This window comes from Pandoraea vervacti (genome assembly GCF_000934605.2).
GTDB classification, from domain to species: domain Bacteria; phylum Pseudomonadota; class Gammaproteobacteria; order Burkholderiales; family Burkholderiaceae; genus Pandoraea; species Pandoraea vervacti.
Window position 1 is genome coordinate 4,939,659 of the sequence record NZ_CP010897.2, and the last position, 19,223, is coordinate 4,958,881.

At 62.7% G+C, this 19,223-nt stretch carries 17 protein-coding genes and 1 tRNA gene; 7 read left to right on the forward strand and 11 right to left on the reverse strand.

Annotated elements, in window-relative coordinates; genetic code table 11:
- The first annotated feature begins 468 nt into the window (after positions 1-468).
- Positions 469-1,440: an aldose epimerase family protein gene (locus UC34_RS21545; protein WP_044457132.1), complete on the forward strand. Its 972-nt coding sequence runs from the start codon at positions 469-471 to the stop codon at positions 1,438-1,440.
- Positions 1,441-1,606: 166 nt separating this feature from the next.
- On the opposite strand, the gene UC34_RS21550 is transcribed toward UC34_RS21545, so the two are convergent.
- The 5 genes from UC34_RS21550 to UC34_RS21570 form a co-directional block, all read right to left on the reverse strand.
- Positions 1,607-4,558: a ribonucleoside-diphosphate reductase subunit alpha gene (locus tag UC34_RS21550; protein WP_044457133.1), complete on the reverse strand. Its 2,952-nt coding sequence runs from the start codon at positions 4,556-4,558 to the stop codon at positions 1,607-1,609.
- A gap of 373 nt (positions 4,559-4,931) precedes the next feature.
- The gene (ampD, locus tag UC34_RS21555) at positions 4,932-5,531 is read right to left on the reverse strand and encodes a 1,6-anhydro-N-acetylmuramyl-L-alanine amidase AmpD (RefSeq protein WP_044457134.1); all 600 of its coding nucleotides are present in this window, start codon (positions 5,529-5,531) and stop codon (positions 4,932-4,934) included.
- Positions 5,532-6,049: 518 nt separating this feature from the next.
- Complete coding sequence (locus UC34_RS21560) at positions 6,050-6,562, reverse strand: DUF1269 domain-containing protein (RefSeq protein WP_044457135.1); 513 nt, start codon at positions 6,560-6,562, stop codon at positions 6,050-6,052.
- A 248-nt stretch (positions 6,563-6,810) separates the two neighbouring features.
- Entirely contained in the window at positions 6,811-7,098 is a 288-nt protein-coding gene (locus tag UC34_RS21565; protein ID WP_044457136.1) for a PP0621 family protein, read from the reverse strand.
- 6 nt (positions 7,099-7,104) lie between these two features.
- On the reverse strand, positions 7,105-7,989 hold the full coding sequence (locus tag UC34_RS21570; protein WP_044457137.1) for a cytochrome C assembly family protein: 885 nt from the start codon (positions 7,987-7,989) through the stop codon (positions 7,105-7,107).
- A gap of 133 nt (positions 7,990-8,122) precedes the next feature.
- Between UC34_RS21570 and ffh the strand changes: the two genes are divergently transcribed.
- Together ffh and UC34_RS21580 are read left to right on the forward strand one after the other, a co-directional pair.
- Positions 8,123-9,487 (forward strand): signal recognition particle protein, encoded by a 1,365-nt coding sequence (gene ffh / locus UC34_RS21575; RefSeq protein WP_044457138.1) that lies wholly within the window; start codon positions 8,123-8,125, stop codon positions 9,485-9,487.
- Positions 9,488-9,615: 128 nt separating this feature from the next.
- Positions 9,616-10,164 carry a hypoxanthine-guanine phosphoribosyltransferase gene (locus UC34_RS21580; RefSeq protein ID WP_044457139.1) on the forward strand — a complete coding sequence of 183 codons (549 nt, stop codon included), beginning with the start codon at positions 9,616-9,618 and terminating at the stop codon, positions 10,162-10,164.
- Positions 10,165-10,344: 180 nt separating this feature from the next.
- Here the strand turns inward: UC34_RS21580 and UC34_RS21585 are convergent, their stop codons facing one another.
- Together UC34_RS21585 and UC34_RS21590 are read right to left on the reverse strand one after the other, a co-directional pair.
- Positions 10,345-10,938 carry a MarC family protein gene (locus UC34_RS21585; RefSeq protein WP_044457140.1) on the reverse strand — a complete coding sequence of 198 codons (594 nt, stop codon included), beginning with the start codon at positions 10,936-10,938 and terminating at the stop codon, positions 10,345-10,347.
- A gap of 184 nt (positions 10,939-11,122) precedes the next feature.
- A complete protein-coding gene (locus UC34_RS21590; RefSeq protein ID WP_044457141.1) occupies positions 11,123-12,859 on the reverse strand; it encodes a proline--tRNA ligase in 1,737 nt (578 codons plus the stop codon).
- A 216-nt stretch (positions 12,860-13,075) separates the two neighbouring features.
- On the opposite strand from UC34_RS21590, the gene UC34_RS21600 reads away from it, so the two are divergent.
- Together UC34_RS21600 and UC34_RS21605 are read left to right on the forward strand one after the other, a co-directional pair.
- The gene (locus UC34_RS21600) at positions 13,076-13,747 is read left to right on the forward strand and encodes an RNA pyrophosphohydrolase (RefSeq protein WP_044457142.1); all 672 of its coding nucleotides are present in this window, start codon (positions 13,076-13,078) and stop codon (positions 13,745-13,747) included.
- Positions 13,748-13,833: 86 nt separating this feature from the next.
- Positions 13,834-14,409 carry a CNP1-like family protein gene (locus tag UC34_RS21605; protein ID WP_044457143.1) on the forward strand — a complete coding sequence of 192 codons (576 nt, stop codon included), beginning with the start codon at positions 13,834-13,836 and terminating at the stop codon, positions 14,407-14,409.
- A 206-nt stretch (positions 14,410-14,615) separates the two neighbouring features.
- On the opposite strand, the gene proB is transcribed toward UC34_RS21605, so the two are convergent.
- The 4 genes from proB to rplU all read right to left on the reverse strand — a co-directional run bounded on the left by proB (position 14,616) and on the right by rplU (position 17,799).
- Positions 14,616-15,749, reverse strand: a complete 1,134-nt coding sequence (gene proB, locus UC34_RS21610) for a glutamate 5-kinase (RefSeq protein ID WP_044457144.1) — start codon at positions 15,747-15,749, stop codon at positions 14,616-14,618.
- Between the two features lie 167 nt (positions 15,750-15,916).
- Entirely contained in the window at positions 15,917-17,047 is a 1,131-nt protein-coding gene (cgtA, locus tag UC34_RS21615) for an Obg family GTPase CgtA (RefSeq protein WP_044457145.1), read from the reverse strand.
- Positions 17,048-17,198: 151 nt separating this feature from the next.
- A complete protein-coding gene (gene rpmA / locus UC34_RS21620) occupies positions 17,199-17,459 on the reverse strand; it encodes a 50S ribosomal protein L27 (protein WP_017234735.1) in 261 nt (86 codons plus the stop codon).
- A gap of 28 nt (positions 17,460-17,487) precedes the next feature.
- Complete coding sequence (gene rplU, locus UC34_RS21625) at positions 17,488-17,799, reverse strand: 50S ribosomal protein L21 (protein WP_010803930.1); 312 nt, start codon at positions 17,797-17,799, stop codon at positions 17,488-17,490.
- A 327-nt stretch (positions 17,800-18,126) separates the two neighbouring features.
- Between rplU and UC34_RS21630 the strand changes: the two genes are divergently transcribed.
- Both UC34_RS21630 and UC34_RS21635 read left to right on the forward strand, forming a co-directional pair.
- Positions 18,127-19,056, forward strand: coding sequence for a polyprenyl synthetase family protein (locus UC34_RS21630; RefSeq protein WP_237165355.1), 930 nt, complete (start codon positions 18,127-18,129; stop codon positions 19,054-19,056).
- A gap of 19 nt (positions 19,057-19,075) precedes the next feature.
- A tRNA-Pro gene (locus UC34_RS21635) sits at positions 19,076-19,152 on the forward strand.
- Positions 19,153-19,223: the final 71 nt, after the last annotated feature.

The window sequence follows — 19,223 nt, forward strand, 5'->3', positions numbered from 1 at the left end:
GTGCAGCCGTCAACTTGACGATGACGACGAAAAATCCGCTGATGGTAACGCTTGGTGTTGGGGGTGAAGCAGATTCGCTTTCGCGCTAATTTGACCGATGACGCCGGTGCGGGAGCTGCAAACGTTGTCTTGCAACATCATGACCTCCCGACGTCAATCGAATGACTCCAATTTAGCACAATACTGTCACTCATTCCAGCCCATCGACACCATATATTGTGGTGGATTATGCCGTCACCACAATACCTAGTGTTTTCGATCATTCCGCATACGGCGGGCCTCCCGCCTTGCGGGATCGGCATCTTGCCATGAAACCGCCGCGCGCGACAGCGTTTGCACTGCATCAAAATGATACGCCCTCGCATTGGCGTATGCTGTGCGGCAGGCGTCACGACGCGAGACCGCAGCGATAGATTCCGGCCCGCGCCACCTCACCATCTCTCGACGCCGATGAAGGAGATACCGACGATGACATCCACAGGCGCCGAAGGCGCACAGCACCGGGCTGGCCAACCGGATTCGCCACCGCTCACCCCAACCACCCTCACCCCCGGCAAACCGGTTCGTCTCGCCAGCGGCGCCCTGATCGCCGAGGTGCAGCCCGGTTGCGGCGCTCGCCTCTCGCGACTCGCGCGGCGCGACACGCGCGGCGATCTGTTCGACTACCTCGTGCCGCTTGGCGATGCGCCATTTTCCTCCGACGAATGGCCGAAGGCCGGTGCGTTTCCCATGCTGCCGTATACCAATATGTTGCGCGACGACACGCTGCACTGGCGCGGGCGCACGATCGCCGTTCACGAAGCGCCGGTCGCATCCAGTTCGCTGCACGGCTGGGGACTGCGGCGCGAATGGGAGGTCGTCGACGAAAGTCCACACTGCTGCGTGCTGCAACTCAACTGCCCGGCGCAGCCCGCGTGGCCCTGGCACTATCAGGCGTATCTGTCGGTCACGCTCGACGAGCATGGCCTCGATATGCAACTCTCGCTGACGAACCTCTCGGCGCAGGAAATGCCTGCCGGACTCGGACTGCATCCGTACTTTCGCTGGCCGGCAGGCGCGCGCCTGACCTTCGAGTCCGAAGCGCTCTGGCGCTCCCCTTCGGAAGCGATTCGCTGGCCCAGCGAGCAACGCGTGCACGTGGGGCCGATGGAGGTGGTGTCGGTCGGCGGCGGCCTCGATACGGGCGGACGTTCGACCTGGTTTGCCGAAGTGCCCGCCGAGTCGGGGCGCTTCGAAGCGCGCATCGACTATGCCGGCGGCCTGCGCGCCGCCACGGTGCGCAGCGACAACGCCACATGGCTCGTGCTGCACTCCCCCGCCGGACGCCCCTACCTCTGCCTCGAACCCTCCACGCATCGTGTCGGCGAGTTCGACAACGATCACGTCGTGCTCGGTCACGGCCAGACGCTCGATCTGTCGATGCGGATTGATTTGGCGTGATCTGGCGTGGTCCGGTCTGACCTCATTCGGCCGGGAATCCCACAGGACCCACAGGAATCCAACCTGAGTGTCCATGCAAAACAAAACCCCGCCGTCCTTTCGGACCGGCGGGGTTTTCCCGATGGGGCGTGCCGCATGTCGAATGCGGCACGGCATCACACCCGGCTTACTGGCAAGCCTCGCACTCTTCGAAGCCCGGATCGCCCGGACGCATCGTGCAGACCGCGCCTTCGGCTTCCGGCATCGGCTGGGCCAGCGGCGAGGTCGGTTCGGCCGAGAAGCCGCCCGACACACCGCCCGAGCTCGGCACCGCGTTAAGCGCGCCATGGCTCACCGTCGACTTCTCGACGTGCGTGGCCGCCATCGTACGGAGGTAGTACGTGGTCTTCAGCGCACGCGTCCAGGCCAGCTTGTACGTCTCGTCGAGCTTCTTGCCCGAGGCGCCCGCCATATAGATATTGAGCGACTGCGCCTGATCGATCCACTTCTGACGACGCGACGCCGCCTCGACCAGCCACTTCGGCTCAACTTCGAACGCCGTGGCGTAGATCTCGCGCAGATCGGCCGGCACGCGGTCGATGCGCGCGAGCGAACCGTCGAAGTACTTCAGGTCGGCGACCATCACTTCGTCCCACAGACCGCGGGCCTTCAGGTCACGCACCAGATACTCGTTGACCACCGTGAATTCGCCCGACAGGTTCGACTTCACGTACAGGTTCTGGAACGTCGGCTCGATACAGGCCGAGACGCCGATGATGTTCGAGATGGTCGCTGTCGGGGCAATCGCCACGCAGTTTGAGTTGCGCATGCCGTGCGAAGCGATGTGCTTGCGCAGGCTGTCCCAGTCGAGCGTGCTCGACAGGTCGACGTCGACGTAACCGCCGCGCTCTTCCATGAGCAGCTTGAGCGAGTCTTGCGGCAGGATGCCACGATCCCACAGCGAGCCCTTGTACGACGAGTACTGACCACGTTCCTTCGCGAGCTCGGTCGATGCCCAGTAAGCGTAGTAGCAAACCGCTTCCATCGAACGGTCGGCGAACTCGACGGCGGCGTTCGACGCGTACGGCGTGCGCAGCAGGTGCAGGCAGTCCTGGAAGCCCATGATGCCCAGGCCCACCGGACGGTGATGCAGGTTCGAATTGCGCGCCTTCGCCACCGCGTAGTAATTGATGTCGATGACGTTGTCGAGCATGCGCATCGCCACACGGATGGTGCGTTGCAGCTTCTCGTGATCCAGCTCGTAGCCGTTGGCCGTCTGCTTCAGGTGAGCCACGAGGTTCACCGAGCCGAGGTTACACACGGCGATTTCCGTCTCGCTCGTATTGAGCGTGATTTCCGTGCACAGGTTCGACGAGTGCACCACGCCAACGTGTTGCTGCGGCGAGCGGATGTTGCACGGATCCTTGAACGTGATCCACGGATGGCCGGTCTCGAACAGCATGCCCAGCATCTTGCGCCACAGCGCTTGCGCCGGCACCTTCTTGAACAGCTTGATTTCACCGCGCGCGGCCTTCTCTTCGTAGGCCGTGTAGGCCTGCTCGAACGCCTTGCCGAACTTGTCGTGCAGATCCGGGCAGGTCGACGGCGAGAACAGCGTCCATTCACCGCCTTCCATCACGCGCTTCATGAACAGATCGGGAATCCAGTTCGCCGTGTTCATGTCGTGCGTGCGGCGACGATCGTCACCCGTGTTCTTGCGCAGTTCCAGGAATTCTTCGATATCCAGGTGCCACGTTTCCAGATAGGCGCAGACCGCGCCCTTGCGCTTGCCACCCTGGTTCACGGCCACGGCCGTGTCGTTGACTACCTTCAGGAACGGGACCACGCCCTGGCTCTTGCCGTTCGTGCCCTTGATATGCGAGCCAAGCGCGCGAACCTGGGTCCAGTCGTTGCCCAAACCGCCGGCGAACTTCGAGAGCAGTGCGTTTTCCTTGAGCGCTTCGTAAATGCCTTCCAGATCATCCGAGACGGTCGTCAGGTAGCACGACGAGAGCTGCGAGCGACGCGTGCCCGAGTTGAACAGCGTCGGCGTGGAGCTCATGAAGTCGAAACTCGACAGGATCTGGTAGAACTCGATCGCACGCGCTTCGCGTTCGACTTCGTTCAGGGCCAGCCCCATCGCCACACGCATATAGAAGGCCTGCGGCATTTCGATGCGATGGTTTTCGATGTGCAGGAAGTAACGGTCGTACAGCGTCTGCAAGCCAAGGTAGTTGAATTGCAGGTCGCGGTTCGCATCGAGCGCGGCAGCCAGCTTGCCGAGGTCGTACGAGAGCAGTTGCTCGTCGAGCAGTTCGGCGTCGACGCCTTGCTTGATGAAGCGCGGGAAGTATTCGATGTAACGCGCGGCCATCTCGGCCTGCGGCACCTCTTCGCCCAGGATTTCGCGGCGGATCGTGTGCATCAGGATACGCGCGGTGACCTGGCTGTAAGCCGGTTCCTTCTCGATGAGGGTACGCGAGGCGAGGATCGCCGAATCGTAGACCTGCGACAGCGGCACGCCGTCGTACAGGTTCTTGATGGTTTCGGTCAGGATCGGCTCGGCGGTGACTTCACTGCCGAGGTTTTCGCAGGCCGCCTTCACCACGTTACGCAGCGCCGCCATGTCGAGCGGGCGCGTCACACCGTTATCGGTGACATGCAGCACCGGGGTGTCGGGCGTCGCCGCCTCTTGCGTGGCCTCGCCCGCGCTCGCGCGCTCTTGCGAGCGCTTCTCGCGGTACAGCACGTAAGCGCGCGCCACGTTGTGCTCGCCTTCGCGCATGAGCGCGAGTTCGACCTGATCCTGAATGTCTTCGATGTGGAACGTACCGCCGTTCGGGCGGCTGCGCACCAGCGCGCGCACGACGTTCTGCGTCAACTGTTCCACAAGTTCGCGTACGCGCGCCGAAGCCGCACCCTGACCGCCGTTCACGGCGAGGAACGCCTTGGTCACGGCGATCGCGATCTTCGACGGCTCGAAACCCACCACCGCGCCGTTGCGTCGAATCACTTTGAAGTCGGCATTGGTTGCCGGCTCGAATGCGCCCGTCGTCTGGGGCGCCGACGCACCCGTGCCGCTGCCAGCGTTCGTGGCGGGCGTCGGGTTCGGGCGGGTGAGGTTTTCGTTAGTCTGCATGTAAAAACTCCCGTTCCAATGAGATGGTGCTGTTAGCGCACTTCCACCAGCTAATACGAAGTACCAAGTCGGCAAAAATGCGCCCTGGGGGCGCCGATGGAGCGAAGTGCTGAACACCGCACGACCGACGGACGGCCAAGGGTTCGAGGTGTCCGCTGCACGGCTTTGCTGCTGTACTGCCCCATAAAACGCCGCGGGGCAAGCACGGTATTGATGGATCCTGCTTCCCGTCACCGACCACTATATGTAGTGGTCAGCGGCCGGATTGGCACTAAGTATAGTGGAGATGACGCACTCCGCAAAATCAAAAATTTGTGTCCCGGGAAGGCCCGCGCCGTCTTCGTGTCAAGCAAAACCTGTCCCCCGGTGAGGGTTAATCCTTGGGCTGGAACGGCAACGCCTCGGGCGTCAATGCCGCCATTCGACGCAGTCGCTGCCATTCGAAATGCGGCCCCGGATCCGTCTTGCGGCCAGGTGCTATATCGGCATGCCCGGCCACGGCTTGAATCGGATAACGCTCGCGCAAAACGCGGGTGAGCGCCGCCAGCGTCACGTATTGCGCGGCGGTAAATGGCAGGTCGTCTGTCCCTTCCAGTTCAACGCCGATGGAAAAATCATTGCAGCGCGTGCGTCCTTCGAACGACGACGCCCCGGCGTGCCACGCCCGCGCATCGCACGACACGAACTGCTGCAACGCACCATCGCGCCGCACCAGAAAGTGCGATGAGACGTGCACGCCACGAATCTCGTCGAAGAACGGATGCGCATCGTGATCGAGCCGATTCTGGAAGAACGCAGGAATTTCGTCGCCGCCGAATTGCCCGGGCGGCAGCGAAATGTTGTGCACCACGAGCAAGCCAATGGGCATGTTCTGCGGACGGCCATCGAAATTCGGCGACGGCAGACGCTCGGCTTGCCTGATCCAGCCTTCGGTGTCGAGCGTGAAGACCGGCAAGTTGTCCGACGCGTTCATGCGTCGCCTCGCAGCAAAGCCGACTCACGGACCTGACCGGACAGGCCCTTCCTTCGGTGCGCAACGTTAGGGGACGCAGATGACTGGAGCATGACGGGCACAGCGAACTCCCGTAGAGCGAGGGGTGGCATTGTAGCCCACTTGGCGTGACCCCGCCGGTGACCGAGTCGGGGCGCGGTCCGTTCGGCAAGGTGCCCGCGGGCCAGTGTCACGCGGGTCATCGTCTGAAACAAGTCGAAAAATAAAAGGAGAATTCCCAAAGAAGAAGCCTCTCGCCAAACCGGGCCGAGAGGCTTCCGTGGGCGTGTCCACGCCCGGGGATGGCGCTGCGCTCGTGTCCGGCATCGCCTGCAAGACACGCACACCATCCCGCGCCGCTCACAGGGGCGACGCCAATGGCCGTTGCCGGCCGGTAAAACACCTTCGTTCGCACTGTGGCCGACGCTTTCGCATGGCGGCCGCCACATCGCCAACCTCTCCCGCACTGCCCCCGACATCAACCCCGACCTCGCTCCCGGTCACGGGAACGCCGGAATGGCTGCCTCGACGCCTTCCATATGCGCCTCGGGGTGATGCTCCTTGAGCATGTCGCGAATCTCGTCCACACGGCTCTCGCGCACATCGACCATGAGCAGGATCATGCCGCGCTCCATCGGCTCACGAAATGCCTTGAGCCGCGAATTCGGCACGGAAACCCCGATCATGCTCGACACCCAGGCCCCGAACAGGGCACCGAGGGGGGCCGTCACGATCATCAGTTCCCACTGGGGACGCGTGCCCACGATGGGGAAAAACGCGGCGACTGCACCGACTGCCAGCCCACAGAAGCCGCCGATCACGAGCCCGGCCTCTGCGCCGTGCACGATGTCGGAAGTCTGTAGCAGGTTAGCCTCGTGCAGTCCCTCCAGGTCCATTTCGTCACGTGCCATGAAGTGGATGTGACGCTCCTCGATGCGGGCGAGCAACAAGTCGCTCATCGTGCGCTGGGCACTCGCCAGATCGGGAAGAAGGAAATACATCCGTCTGCGCATTAGCATATTGCGCCCTCCTGTCGTCGCGCCCCTTCGTTATGGCTGTTATGGACGGGGTCGGTAACTGTGTTTTAGTGCATGCGACACGCATGCGCAAGCCGCTGCATCCGAATGGGCGTCGGCTGATGTCGCACGATGACAGACAGGAGAGGGGCGGCGATGCGAGACGCAGCGCCATGTGACGGAAACGCTGCGCGAGCGGCTCGCGCCGCGAGGTTCAGACGCGGTGTTCGCGCGTCACCCACGCGTCACCCACGCGCCCCATACGCGTCGCGATGCGCGGCGCTGCAAAAGTGCGTGCCGCCGGCGCCGGCCAGCGACTCGCTCTCGGGAAGATAGGTATCGCACTCGCTGCAACGCACCATGCGCTCCGCGGGCGGCAACGACTGACGCGCGCTCGTGCGCCCTTCTCCGCCCGGCGGCGTGCGCATGCGTTCGTTCTGCCCGGGACGCCCGGCATTGCGCTTGCGTTCGTTGTGACGCATCCACCACGTCCCGGCAATCAAGAGCAACAGTAACAGCAGGATATTGCGCATCGCGCTTCAAGTCTCCGTCATGCGATGCAGCACCACCTCAAGCACGAAGCGAGAACCGACATACGCCAGCAACAGCGCCACGAATGACGCCAGAACCCAACGCAGCGCGACCTTGCCGCGCCACCCGTAAAAATGCCGCCCGAGGAGCACCGCGCCGAACATCAGCCACGACACCACCGCGAACACGGTTTTGTGATCGATGCGCACCGCACGCCCGAACAGCGCCTCGGAGAACATCACCCCCGAAATCAATGTCAGCGTGAGCAGGACAAACCCCGCGCCGATCAGGCGGAACAACAGCTTCTCCATCGTGAGCAGCGGCGGCAGTGTCTCAAGCCAGCGAGACAGCCAGCCGGTCGCCTCAAGGCCACGGGACGGATGCAGTTGTCGCTCGGCATAGAGCATGAGCAACGCATGCAGCGCCGCGAGCGCGAACAGCCCATAGGCCATGTTCGCGATGATGAAGTGCGCCTTGAAAATCGGATCCGCCGCAAAGCCGAGAATCCGCACGTCCGGGAAGATCATCGGCAACAGGCACGCGACGGCAGCCACGGGTGTGACCATCAGTCGCAGGCTGTCGAGCGGGAAGAAGAAACTCTCGATCCAGTAAATCCCGACCGAGAGCCACAACATGGCCGAGAGCATGTACGCAAAACCGAAGTGCATGCTGTCTGCGCGGAAGATGGTCTGATGCAGCAGCACCCCGTGCAGCATGAGCGCCGCGAACAGCGAGAGCTGCATCGGCCAGCGCGAGGGCGTGCCCGTGACAGGCGCAGGCGCGACCTGGCCGCCCGCGAGAGCGAGCGCGGCGTCGCGCCGGTAACCCTGCCACGAACAAACCGCCAACCCGGCGTAGAGGATGGCGGTCAGCGCATACAGTAAAATAGTCATGTTTGAAGTTTACACCAGCCCATGAGGGGCGCGCTGCCGTGCTTGTCACCGCCATGAATCCCAATTGACCGCACGGTTAATCGGCCGGAGGACAGGCAAACGAGGCCGCTGTTGGTCTTACAGGATACGTTTCATGCTCGACAATCTCACTACGCGGCTTGCCAAAGTCGTCAAGACGCTGCGCGGCGAAGCCCGGCTGACCGAGGCCAATACGCAGGAAATGCTGCGCGAAGTGCGCCTCGCCCTGCTCGAGGCCGACGTCGCCCTGCCGGTGGTGCGCGATTTCATCGCCAAGGTGAAGGAAAAGGCCCTCGGCGAAGAAGTCATTTCCAGCCTTTCGCCCGGCCAGGCCCTCGTCGGCGTGGTTCAGCGCGAACTCACGGCACTCATGGGCGGCGATTACGAAGGCCGCGCCGCCGAACTCAATCTCGCCACCACGCCGCCCGCCATCATTCTGATGGCCGGTTTGCAGGGGGCAGGCAAGACCACCACCGTCGGCAAGCTCGCCAGGCTGCTGCGCGCCCAGAAGAAGAAAGTCCTGACGGTTTCCACCGACGTCTACCGTCCGGCCGCTATCGCGCAGTTGGAGACGGTCACGAAGCAGGTCGACGCCGACTTCTTCCCGTCGCAGCCTGACCAAAAGCCGGTCGACATCGCCCGCGCGGCCGTCGACTGGGCACGTCGCCATCACCACGAAGTGCTGCTCGTGGACACGGCCGGCCGTCTCGGTATCGACGAAGCGATGATGCAGGAAATCAGCGCCCTGCATGCCGAACTGAAACCGATCGAAACGCTCTTCGTCGTCGACGCCATGCTCGGTCAGGACGCCGTGAACACCGCCCGCGCCTTCAATGACGCGCTGCCGCTCACCGGCGTGGTGCTCACCAAGCTCGACGGCGACTCGCGCGGCGGCGCCGCGCTGTCCGTGCGCCACATTACGGGCAAGCCGATCAAGTTCGTGGGCGTGGGCGAAAAGCTCGACGGCCTCGAAGTCTTCCATCCGGACCGCATGGCCAACCGGATTCTCGGCATGGGCGACATTCTCGCCCTCGTCGAAGAAGCGCAACGTGGCGTCGACGTCCAGGCCGCCCAGAAACTCGCGGACAAGGTCAAGAAAGGCGGCGACTTCGATCTGAACGACTTCAAGGCGCAAATCGGCCAGATGAAGAAGATGGGCGGCCTGTCGTCGCTCATGGACAAGCTGCCGGCGCAGTTTCAGGCGGCCGCCAGCCAGACGAACATGGATCAGGCGGAAAAACAGGTGCGCCGCATGGAGGGCATCATCAATTCGATGACGCCTGCCGAGCGTGCCAAGCCCGAGCTGATCAAGGCAAGTCGCAAGCGCCGCATCGCCGCCGGCGCGGGCGTTCAGGTGCAGGAAGTCAACCGCATGCTCAATCAGTACGATCAGATGCGCACCATGATGAAGAAACTCAAAGGCGGTGGCATGATGAAGATGATGCGCAGCATGAAGGGCATGATGCCCGGCATGCGCTGATCAGGTCTCATCCGGTCGCGCGCCGGCGGCAGGGATTACGCTCGGGAAGTCTGCGCCGTGTTTTCCCGATATACTCCGGGCCGCACTTAGCGAATCCCCCGCAACACCGTTCCACAGGGTCGCCCCATATGAACCGCGAAGAAGCCCTCGAAGTATTCCGTAATTCCGAAGAAATCGTCTCCGCCGACGAGGTCAGCCGCTCCGTCGACACGATGGCCAAGGCCATCAAGGCAGCCGTTGGCGACGAATTTCCGATGGTGCTGTCGGTCATGGGCGGCGCCGCCGTCTTCACCGGCATGCTGTTGCCGCGCCTCGACTTCCCGCTCGAGTTCGACTACATCCATCTCTCGCGCTACAACAACACGACCACCGGCGGCGCAATGCAGTGGCGCGTGGCGCCGCGCGACTCGGTCCGTGACCGCGTCGTGCTCGTGCTCGACGATATTCTCGACGAAGGCGCCACCATGGCCGCGATTCGCGACCGCATTCTGGAGATGGGCGCATCGAAGTTCTACAGCGCCGTACTGTGCGAGAAGCTGTTGACCAAGGAAAAGCCCTCGCATCCGGATTTCTGCGGCTTCACCGTGCCGGATCGCTACGTCTTCGGCTGCGGCATGGACGCCAGGGGTTACTGGCGCAATCTGCCGGCGATCCGCGCGCTGACGACGCCGCGCTGATTTCCGAACGATGGCCGGCGAGGCGTCTGGGCCTTGACGGCGCCTCAGCGGACGGAACCTCAGCGGACGGCAGGAACAGAAAGGGACCTTCACCAGGTCCCTTTTCTTTTTTGGCGCGTGTTGCCTCGCGCCTCTGCATAAGCCGGCGGGCCCGAAAGCGGCCGTTAGCGAGACATCCAATCAGAACTGGTGGACGAACACTTTCACGCCCTTGAGGATCATCTCGACCGAGATCGCCACCAGAATCAGTCCCATCAGGCGCTCGAACGCCGCGACCACACGCGACCCGACCCAGCGCTCGATTCGGTCGGCCAGCAGCAGCACGACCGCACACACGAGCATCGTCACGCTCAGCGCAGTGACCCACTCGAGCATGCGCCCCGGTTGCTGAGACACGAGCAGCATGACCGTCGCGAGCGCCGACGGGCCCGCCAATGCCGGAATCGCAAGCGGCACGATGAGCGGCTCGCCAGCATCCGGCAAGCTGCCATTGTCCGGGCGCGGAAAGATCATGCGCAGTGCGATCAGGAACAGCACGATCCCGCCTGCCAGTTGCAGCGAGAGGTCGGTGAGGCTCATCATGCGCAAAAAGCGCTCGCCGACCAGCATGAAAATCAGCAGGATCGCAAACGCAATCAACACCTCTCGCAAGATCACCCGCGGCCGTCGGCTGGCCGGCACGTTCTTCAGTGCGTTCACGAAGATGGGGATGTTGCCGAACGGATCAGTGATGAGCAGCAGCAGCACGGTGGCCGACGCGAACGTGTATTCCATACGAACGACGCTTTCCGATTTTTCAGAGAGTTTGGAGATTCAGGGACGACGCACGAAAAAAACGGCAGCCGCCCAAGCGACTGCCGTCAGGTGATGCCGTTCCGAGCGAGACGGGAAGACCGCCGTCGCCAATGCGCGTAACGCTCAATGCGTAACGCATTGGCGCGGCGTCATGCCGCGTCGCTCAAACGCCCTTGGCGGCGCGCACCTTGCCGGTGACGACGTCCGCGACGCTTGCTGCGTCGAGGAGTTGGGCTTCCGTGTCGCGACGGCCCTGATACTCGATCTTGCCTTCCTTCAGACCCCGGTCACCGATCACCACGCGGTGCGGCACACCGATCAGTTCCCAGTCGGCAAACATCACACCCGGGCGCTCGCCGCGGTCGTCCAGAATCACGTCGATACCGGCGGCCAGCAGATCTTCATACAGCTTGTCGGCAGCCGCACGCACGGCCTCGCTGCGGTCGTAGCCCATCGGGCACAGCACCACTTCGAACGGCGCGATCGATTCCGGCCAGATGATGCCGCGCTCGTCGAAGTTCTGTTCGATGGCCGCACCGAGAATGCGCGTAATGCCGATACCGTAGCAACCCATCTCCATCGGCGCGGGCTTGCCCGTTTCGTCGAGGAACGTGGCATTCATGGCGTCCGAATACTTCGTGCCGAGTTGGAACACGTGACCGACTTCGATACCGCGGCACAGCGCGATTTCACCCTTGCCGTCCGGCGAAGCGTCGCCCGGCACGATGTTGCGCAGATCGGCCACGATTTCCGGTTCCGGCAGATCGCGGCCCCAGTTCACGCCCGTAATGTGGAAGTCCTTCTCGTTCGCGCCCACGACGAAATCGCTCATGTGCGCAACGCTGCGGTCGACCACGAGCTTCACCGGCTTCTTCGTGCCGATCGGGCCGAGGTAGCCCGGGGGCGTGCCGAACCATTCGACGATTTCGGCTTCAGTGGCAAAACGCAGGTCCGACAGCCCGGGCACCTTGCTCGCCTTGATTTCGTTGAGTTCGTGATCGCCACGCAGCAACAGCAGCCAGACGGTGGTGCCTGCGTCGCTGTCCGTGGCGAGCACGATCGACTTGACCGTGCGTTGCAGCGGGATCGAAAGCAGTTCGGCCACTGCCTCGCACTTTGCCTTGCCCGGCGTTGCCGTCTTGGTCATGGCTTCGGCAGGCGCGGCGCGCTCGCCCTGCGGGGGCAGCGCTTCGGCCATCTCGACGTTCGCGGCATAGTCCGACGTCGGGCAGTAGGCGATGGCGTCTTCACCGGTCTCGGCGATCACGTGGAATTCGTGCGAACCCGAGCCGCCGATGGAGCCGTTGTCTGCCACCACGGCGCGGAATTCCAGGCCCAGGCGGGTGAAGATGCGCACGTAGGCGTCGAACATCTTCTGGTACGACACTTGCAGGCCGGCACGATCCTTGTCGAAGGAGTAGGCGTCCTTCATGATGAATTCGCGACCGCGCATCACGCCGAAACGCGGGCGGATTTCGTCACGGAACTTCGTCTGCACCTGATAGAAGTTCACCGGCAACTGACGATAGCTCTTGATTTCGCGACGTGCGATGTCCGTCACCACTTCTTCGTGGGTCGGGCCGACGACGAATTCGCGATCGTTGCGGTCCTTCAGGCGCAGCAGTTCCGGGCCGTACTTCTCCCAGCGGCCCGATTCCTGCCACAGTTCTGCCGGCTGTACGGCTGGCATGAGCAACTCGAGCGCACCGGCGCGATTCATTTCTTCACGGACGATGGCTTCGACCTTGCGGATCGAGCGCAGCCCGATCGGCAGGTAATCGTAGATACCGCCGGCGACGCGGCGAATCATGCCGGCGCGCATCATCAGCTTGTGGCTGACGATTTCGGCGTCGGCGGGGGCTTCCTTGAGGGTGCCGATGAAGAAACGAGAGGCTTTCATGCAGATTTCCGGGAAAAAATAGGGTCAGCGGCGCACGCGGCGGTTCGGTCTGTTGCACGGAAGCGGGGGCCGCGGCGTCAGGACGCTGGCTTCGCAGCCCCTGAGACTCCCGCCGGCCGTACGCGCCGCCCCGGTTGCCCGAGCCGCCGCCGGCCGCCGCGCCGGTGATTATCTGTTTATAATCGAAGCAATTTTAAAGGATTCAAGGGTGGTTGTATGCTGGACCGTGAAGGCTTTCGCCCGAACGTCGGCATCATCCTCTTAAACGCACGCAATGAAGTGTTCTGGGGCAAGCGGCTGGGCGAGCACTCCTGGCAATTCCCGCAAGGCGGCATCAAGTACGGCGAAACGCCAGAACAGGCCATGTTCCGAGAATTGCACGAGGAAACCGGGCTAAAGCCAGAACACGTCAAAATCATCGGTCGCACACGCGACTGGCTGCGTTATGAGGTGCCGGACAAATTCATCAAACGCGAAGTGCGCGGACATTACCGGGGCCAGAAGCAGATCTGGTTCCTGCTGCGCATGGTCGGACGCGACTGCGATATTTGCCTTCGCGCGACCGATCATCCGGAGTTCGACGCCTGGCGCTGGAACGAATACTGGGTGCCGCTCGACGCGGTGATCGAGTTCAAGCGCGAGGTCTATCAGCTCGCGCTGAACGAACTCTCGCGCTATCTGCGACGCTCGGCCGCACGCGCCCAGCAGGACCGGCGACGGTTTCCGCGCGCCGGGGCGCGGGTCGGCGAGATGCCGCCGGGCGCCACGGACGCTTCGCACGGGCAAGACGACGGTTTCGGCACCGCTGACTGTGGCGGTACGGTGGAGCCCGCTGCCAACACCGCCAACGCGGACAGTGTCGACGCCCGACACCGCCGGGAGCACTGAACCGCGCGGCTGTCGACCTGTCTCAATACCGGACGCGGGCACCATGCCCGCGCCCGCTTTTTTTCTGATCTCTCAACCACATTTCCATGCGCCCTTTCCTCGCCCGCCGCGCCCCGCGCCTGGCCACGCTCGTCTCTTTGGCCGCCCTTGCGTTGGTGGCCGCATGCAGCAGCACGTCGCAGCCCGTCCAGGACTTTGACGAGTACCTGGCTCAGCAGGAGGCCAACAAGGGCAAATGGAAGGAAGCGGAATTCAAGCTGCCGACCACTGCGCCGCAGGACGCCGATCTCATCAGTTTCCCCACGCTGCCGAATTCGTCGCTCGACTACGCCATCGACGCGAAGTCCATCGAAGTGACGCGCGAAGACGGCGTGGTTCGCTACATCGCCGTCATTCGCAGCAAGGAAGGCGCACGTAACGTCTCGTACGAAGGCATGCATTGCGCAACGTTCGAATCGCGCCTTTACGCCACCGGTCGCCCTGACGGCACCTGGGTCGCAGCGCGCAACAGCGAATGGCGTCCCATCAAGCCGTACGGTTCGACCGCCTATCAGGGCATTCTTTATCGCGATTTCCTCTGCCAGGACAAGACGCCGTATGGCACCGCCAAGGACATCGTGCAGAACCTGCGCTATCCGACGACACCCGCCGCATATCGGTAATCGGCGCTAATCGACGCTAAACGGCACTCTGACTGGCGCTTACCGGCGCCGGCCGGTGCTCACGGGCATTGAAATCCGCTGATAGCCGACCGGCCAAGACGTATCTTCTACGTCTTCGCCAGAACGCCGCCATAAAAAAACGCTGGTCACGATCTCGTGCCAGCGTTTTTTGTTCAGGGTCGCGCCGCTGACTCGGTGCGAGAGGCTCAGCGCAAGATCAGGTTGTCGCGATGAATCAATTCCGGCTCGTTCGCGAAACCCAGCACCTGCTCGATATCGCTGCTTGGGTGACGGCGAATGAGGCGCGCCTCCGAGGCGCTGTAGTTCGACAATCCCCGCGCGACCTCATGACCGGCTTCATCCACGCAGGAAATGACCTCGCCGCGCGCGAACGTGCCTTCCACGTCGATCACACCGATCGGCAGCAGGCTCTTGCCCTCTTCCATCAGTTTCTTGCATGCGCCCGCGTCGATCACGACTCGGCCACGCACCTGCAGATGATCGGCCATCCACTGCTTCCGGGCGGTGAGTACCGCCGTGCGCGCCACCAGTTGCGTACCGATGGCTTCGCCGCCGGCCAGCCGCACGAGCACGTCGGCCTCGCGACCCGAGGCGATCACGGTGTGTGCGCCACTCGTCGCGGCGCGCTTGGCCGCCAGGATCTTGGTCAGCATGCCGCCGCGGCCGATATTGGTGCCCGCGCCGCCCGCCATCGCCTCGAGACGTTCGTCCCCCGCCTCGGCCTCATGCACGAATTCGGCGTCCGGATGCTTTCGCGGATCGGCGGTATATAGGCCCGACTGGTCGGTGAGGATGACGAGCGCGTCGCCGTCGATCAGGTTCGTGACGAGCGCGCCCAGCGTGTCGTTGTCGCCGAACTTGATTTCGTCCGTCACGACGGTGTCGTTCTCATTGATGATCGGCACCACACCGAGGCGCAACAGCGTGAGCAAGGTCGTGCGCGCGTTCAGGTAGCGTTCGCGATCGGCCAGGTCGGCATGGGTGAGCAGAATCTGCGCCGTACGCACGCCATGTTCGGCGAAACGCGTCTCGTAGACCTGCGCGAGGCCCATCTGGCCCACGGCGGCCGCGGCTTGCAACTCGTCGATGGCCTTTGGACGTCGCGCCCAGCCCAGACGCTGCATGCCCTCGGCGATCGCGCCCGAACTCACAAGCACGACCTGCTTTGGCAGACGACCGTCGCCCCCGTGCCGCAAAGCGGCGATCTGCTGCGCCCAGCGCGCAATGGCGACATCATCCAGACCGCGACCGTCGTTGGTCACGAGACTGGAGCCCACTTTCACCACGAGCCGCTTGGCATCGGCGATGACCGAACGCATGGAACTGGATTCTCCTGCGGATGTATTGGGAAGACGGGACTGCCGAGGCCGGGAGGCCGGAATGACGCGGCGCACCGGTCATCTCTCATCGGGCCACAGCAGCCGGATCGCTGGCGTCGGCGCTCGATATCCGGAACGTCAGCGCCAGCGTTTGAGTGATGTGGAGTTTACGCCTTTGGCGTGTCGTCCGTTGGGCTTTGTGGCGCCACGGCAGCTTCCGGCGCTGCGCTGCCTGCGCGAAAACGCGGATCGGCAGCGGCGTCTTCGATCGCCTCTTCGACGGCGCCACGTTGCTGATACAGGTACTCCTGCACCGCGAGGCACAACTTCTCGCAGCCCTCACCGGTCAACGCGGAGATCTCGAAGGTCGGGCCGTCCCAGCCGAAACGCTTCTTGAAGTCGGCCACGCGCTCGACGCGCTCCGCTTCAGGCACCATATCGACCTTGTTGAGCACGAGCCAACGCGGCTTCTGGAACAGTTGCTCGTCGTACTTTTGCAGTTCGAGAACGATGGCCTTGGCATCCGCGACCGGATCGACGCCTTCGTCGAACGGTGCAATGTCCACGATATGCAGCAACAGACCGGTGCGCTGCAAGTGACGCAGGAACTGGTGACCGAGGCCGGCGCCTTCCGCCGCACCTTCGATCAATCCCGGAATGTCGGCGATCACGAAGCTCTTGCCCGGCGCGGTGCGCACGACGCCCAGGTTCGGATGCAGTGTCGTAAACGGATAATCCGCGATTTTCGGACGCGCATTCGACACCGACGCGATAAACGTCGACTTGCCCGCGTTGGGCATGCCGAGCAAACCGACGTCCGCGAGCACCTTGAGCTCAAGCTGGAGCATGCGGCGCTCGCCAGGTTTGCCGTCGGTCTTCTGGCGCGGCGCCCGGTTCGTGCTCGACTTGAAGTGGAGGTTGCCCAGACCGCCCGCGCCGCCTTGTGCGAGCACGACTTCCTGACCGTGCTCGGTCAGGTCGGCAATGGTCTCGCCGGTGTCCATGTCGGTGATGATCGTGCCGACCGGCATGCGCAGGAAGATGTCGTCCCCGCCCTTGCCGTAACAGTCCGAGCCGCGACCGGATTCGCCGTTCTTCGCCAGATGCTTCTTCGAATAACGGTAATCGATCAGCGTATTGATATTGCGATCCGCTACGGCAAACACACTGCCGCCGCGACCGCCGTCGCCGCCGTCAGGTCCGCCGAACGGCACGAATTTCTCACGGCGCATCGATGCCGAGCCGTTGCCGCCGTTTCCGGCGATCACCTCGATTCGCGCTGCGTCTATGAATTTCATGTGGGTCCGCCCCGCTTAACGACCGTCCGCAGACGATCCTGAATACTGTTCAATGACCCGCTTCGGGCGCGACAAGTTCGCTGCACGCCTGCGGGACAAACAAAAAAGGCTCCGCATGAGAGCGGAGCCTTTTGGTGGCAAAAGGCTTAGCTTACGCTGCCGGCACCACGCTAACCACTTGCTTCTTCGCTGCGCCCTTGATGGCGAATTGCACGTGGCCGTCGGCCAGTGCAAACAGCGTGTGGTCCTTACCGATGCCGACGTTTTCGCCAGCATGCATACGAGTACCACGTTGGCGAACGATGATGCCGCCAGCCAGGATCGCCTGACCGCCGTACACCTTCACGCCAAGGCGCTTCGACTCGGAATCGCGGCCGTTACGGGACGATCCGCCTGCTTTTTTGTGTGCCATGACTTAACTCCTTACCTAGCTCGATCGATTAGCCGTTGATGCTGTCGATGCGCAGCTCGGTGTAGTTTTGGCGATGGCCTTGACGCTTTTGGTAGTGCTTGCGACGGCGCATCTTGAAAATCTTCACCTTGGGGTGACGACCCTGGGCGATAACGGTAGCCTTGACGGAAGCCCCACTGACCAACGGCGCACCGAACTTAATCGATTCACCCTCGCCGACGGCGAGAACCTGGTCGATGGTGATTTCAGCGCCAATGTCAGCCGGTATCTGTTCTACTTTGAGCTTTTCGCCAGCAGCAACCTTATATTGCTTACCGCCGGTTTTTATGACCGCGTACATTGTTGAACCTCACTCATAAACAAGAGAATTTCCGTGCAGACCGAGGGTCCCGAAAGGACTCGACTTACCGGTCGATCGCACTGCCGCAGCCCGTCATACCGAAGTATTTTCGGACCTTGCGCAGCGAATGCGCGCACGAAAACGGGGAATTATACAGACTTTCTCCTTTTGCGTCAAAGACTTCCATGACGCCAGTCATTCCGCGGCTCTGGTGCCCGAAAGTGGCCGCACCCACTATATAATTTGGGGCGAATTTTTCCTCACCCGAGCCTTGTCTTGACTGCTTCGACTTCTTCCCAGAACGTACTGGCCGCCATCGCCGACGACATGCGTGCCGTCGACCAGCTTATCCGCCACCGGCTGGCCTCCGAGGTGGTCCTGATCAATCAGATCTCGGAGTACATCATCAATTCGGGCGGCAAGCGACTGCGCCCGGCATTGCTGCTGCTCGTCTCAGGCGCACTCGGCGTGACCTCGCCGGCTCGTTACGAGCTCGCCGCAGTCATCGAATTCATTCATACGTCCACGCTGCTGCATGACGATGTCGTCGACGAATCGGACTTGCGCCGCGGCAAGCAGACGGCCAACGCCCTGTTCGGCAATGCCGCCTCGGTCCTGGTCGGCGACTTTCTGTATTCGCGCTCCTTCGAGATGATGGTGAGCGTGGACAACATGCGCGTAATGCAGATTCTGGCGCGCGCCACCAACGTGATCGCCGAAGGCGAAGTGCTGCAATTGCTGAACATGCACGACCCGGACGTGGACGAGGCTCGTTACCTGCAGGTCATCAAGTACAAGACGGCCACGCTGTTCGAGGCGGCCACGCAGCTCGCCGCCGTGCTGGCCAACGCCGACGCGCAGACCGAAGCCGCCGTGCGCGAGTATGGCGGCCGCCTGGGCACCGCCTTCCAGTTGATGGACGACTGGCTCGACTACGCCGGCGACACCGACGCGATGGGCAAGAACGCGGGCGATGATTTGCGCGAAGGCAAGCCCACGCTGCCGCTGATCCACGTGCTTCAGCACGGCACCGACGAAGAACGCGCCCTCGTGCGCGAAGCGATCGAGAATGGCGGCACCGACAAGTTCGAGCCGATTCTCGCCGCGATCACGCGCACGGGAGCACTCGACTACACGCTGGCGCGCGCCAAGGAAGAGGCCGATGCGGCCGCGCAAATAATTTCTGCACTTCCCTCTTCCCATTACAAAAATAGCCTGCTAGAATTATGCTCTTACTCGATAGCGCGACGCACTTAGCGAAGTAGCAGTATCGAAGCGGGGTGTAGCTTAGCCTGGTAGAGCGCTACGTTCGGGACGTAGAGGCCGGAGGTTCGAATCCTCTCACCCCGACCAGGATTTACTTTGCTTTATGCAAAGCAAAAAAACCGACGGCATTGTCCGTCGGTTTTTTTTATTTCTGCGTC

Bases quoted from the DNA above. Each gene is read 5' to 3' on its own strand.
- UC34_RS21545 (WP_044457132.1), top strand. From the start codon at position 469: ATGACATCCACAGGCGCCGAAGGCGCACAGCACCGGGCTGGCCAACCG.
- UC34_RS21550 (WP_044457133.1), bottom strand. From the start codon at position 4,558: ATGCAGACTAACGAAAACCTCACCCGCCCGAACCCGACGCCCGCCACG.
- ampD (WP_044457134.1), bottom strand. From the start codon at position 5,531: ATGAACGCGTCGGACAACTTGCCGGTCTTCACGCTCGACACCGAAGGC.
- UC34_RS21560 (WP_044457135.1), bottom strand. From the start codon at position 6,562: ATGCGCAGACGGATGTATTTCCTTCTTCCCGATCTGGCGAGTGCCCAG.
- UC34_RS21565 (WP_044457136.1), bottom strand. From the start codon at position 7,098: ATGCGCAATATCCTGCTGTTACTGTTGCTCTTGATTGCCGGGACGTGG.
- UC34_RS21570 (WP_044457137.1), bottom strand. From the start codon at position 7,989: ATGACTATTTTACTGTATGCGCTGACCGCCATCCTCTACGCCGGGTTG.
- ffh (WP_044457138.1), top strand. From the start codon at position 8,123: ATGCTCGACAATCTCACTACGCGGCTTGCCAAAGTCGTCAAGACGCTG.
- UC34_RS21580 (WP_044457139.1), top strand. From the start codon at position 9,616: ATGAACCGCGAAGAAGCCCTCGAAGTATTCCGTAATTCCGAAGAAATC.
- UC34_RS21585 (WP_044457140.1), bottom strand. From the start codon at position 10,938: ATGGAATACACGTTCGCGTCGGCCACCGTGCTGCTGCTGCTCATCACT.
- UC34_RS21590 (WP_044457141.1), bottom strand. From the start codon at position 12,859: ATGAAAGCCTCTCGTTTCTTCATCGGCACCCTCAAGGAAGCCCCCGCC.
- UC34_RS21600 (WP_044457142.1), top strand. From the start codon at position 13,076: ATGCTGGACCGTGAAGGCTTTCGCCCGAACGTCGGCATCATCCTCTTA.
- UC34_RS21605 (WP_044457143.1), top strand. From the start codon at position 13,834: ATGCGCCCTTTCCTCGCCCGCCGCGCCCCGCGCCTGGCCACGCTCGTC.
- proB (WP_044457144.1), bottom strand. From the start codon at position 15,749: ATGCGTTCGGTCATCGCCGATGCCAAGCGGCTCGTGGTGAAAGTGGGC.
- cgtA (WP_044457145.1), bottom strand. From the start codon at position 17,047: ATGAAATTCATAGACGCAGCGCGAATCGAGGTGATCGCCGGAAACGGC.
- rpmA (WP_017234735.1), bottom strand. From the start codon at position 17,459: ATGGCACACAAAAAAGCAGGCGGATCGTCCCGTAACGGCCGCGATTCC.
- rplU (WP_010803930.1), bottom strand. From the start codon at position 17,799: ATGTACGCGGTCATAAAAACCGGCGGTAAGCAATATAAGGTTGCTGCT.
- UC34_RS21630 (WP_237165355.1), top strand. From the start codon at position 18,127: ATGCGTGCCGTCGACCAGCTTATCCGCCACCGGCTGGCCTCCGAGGTG.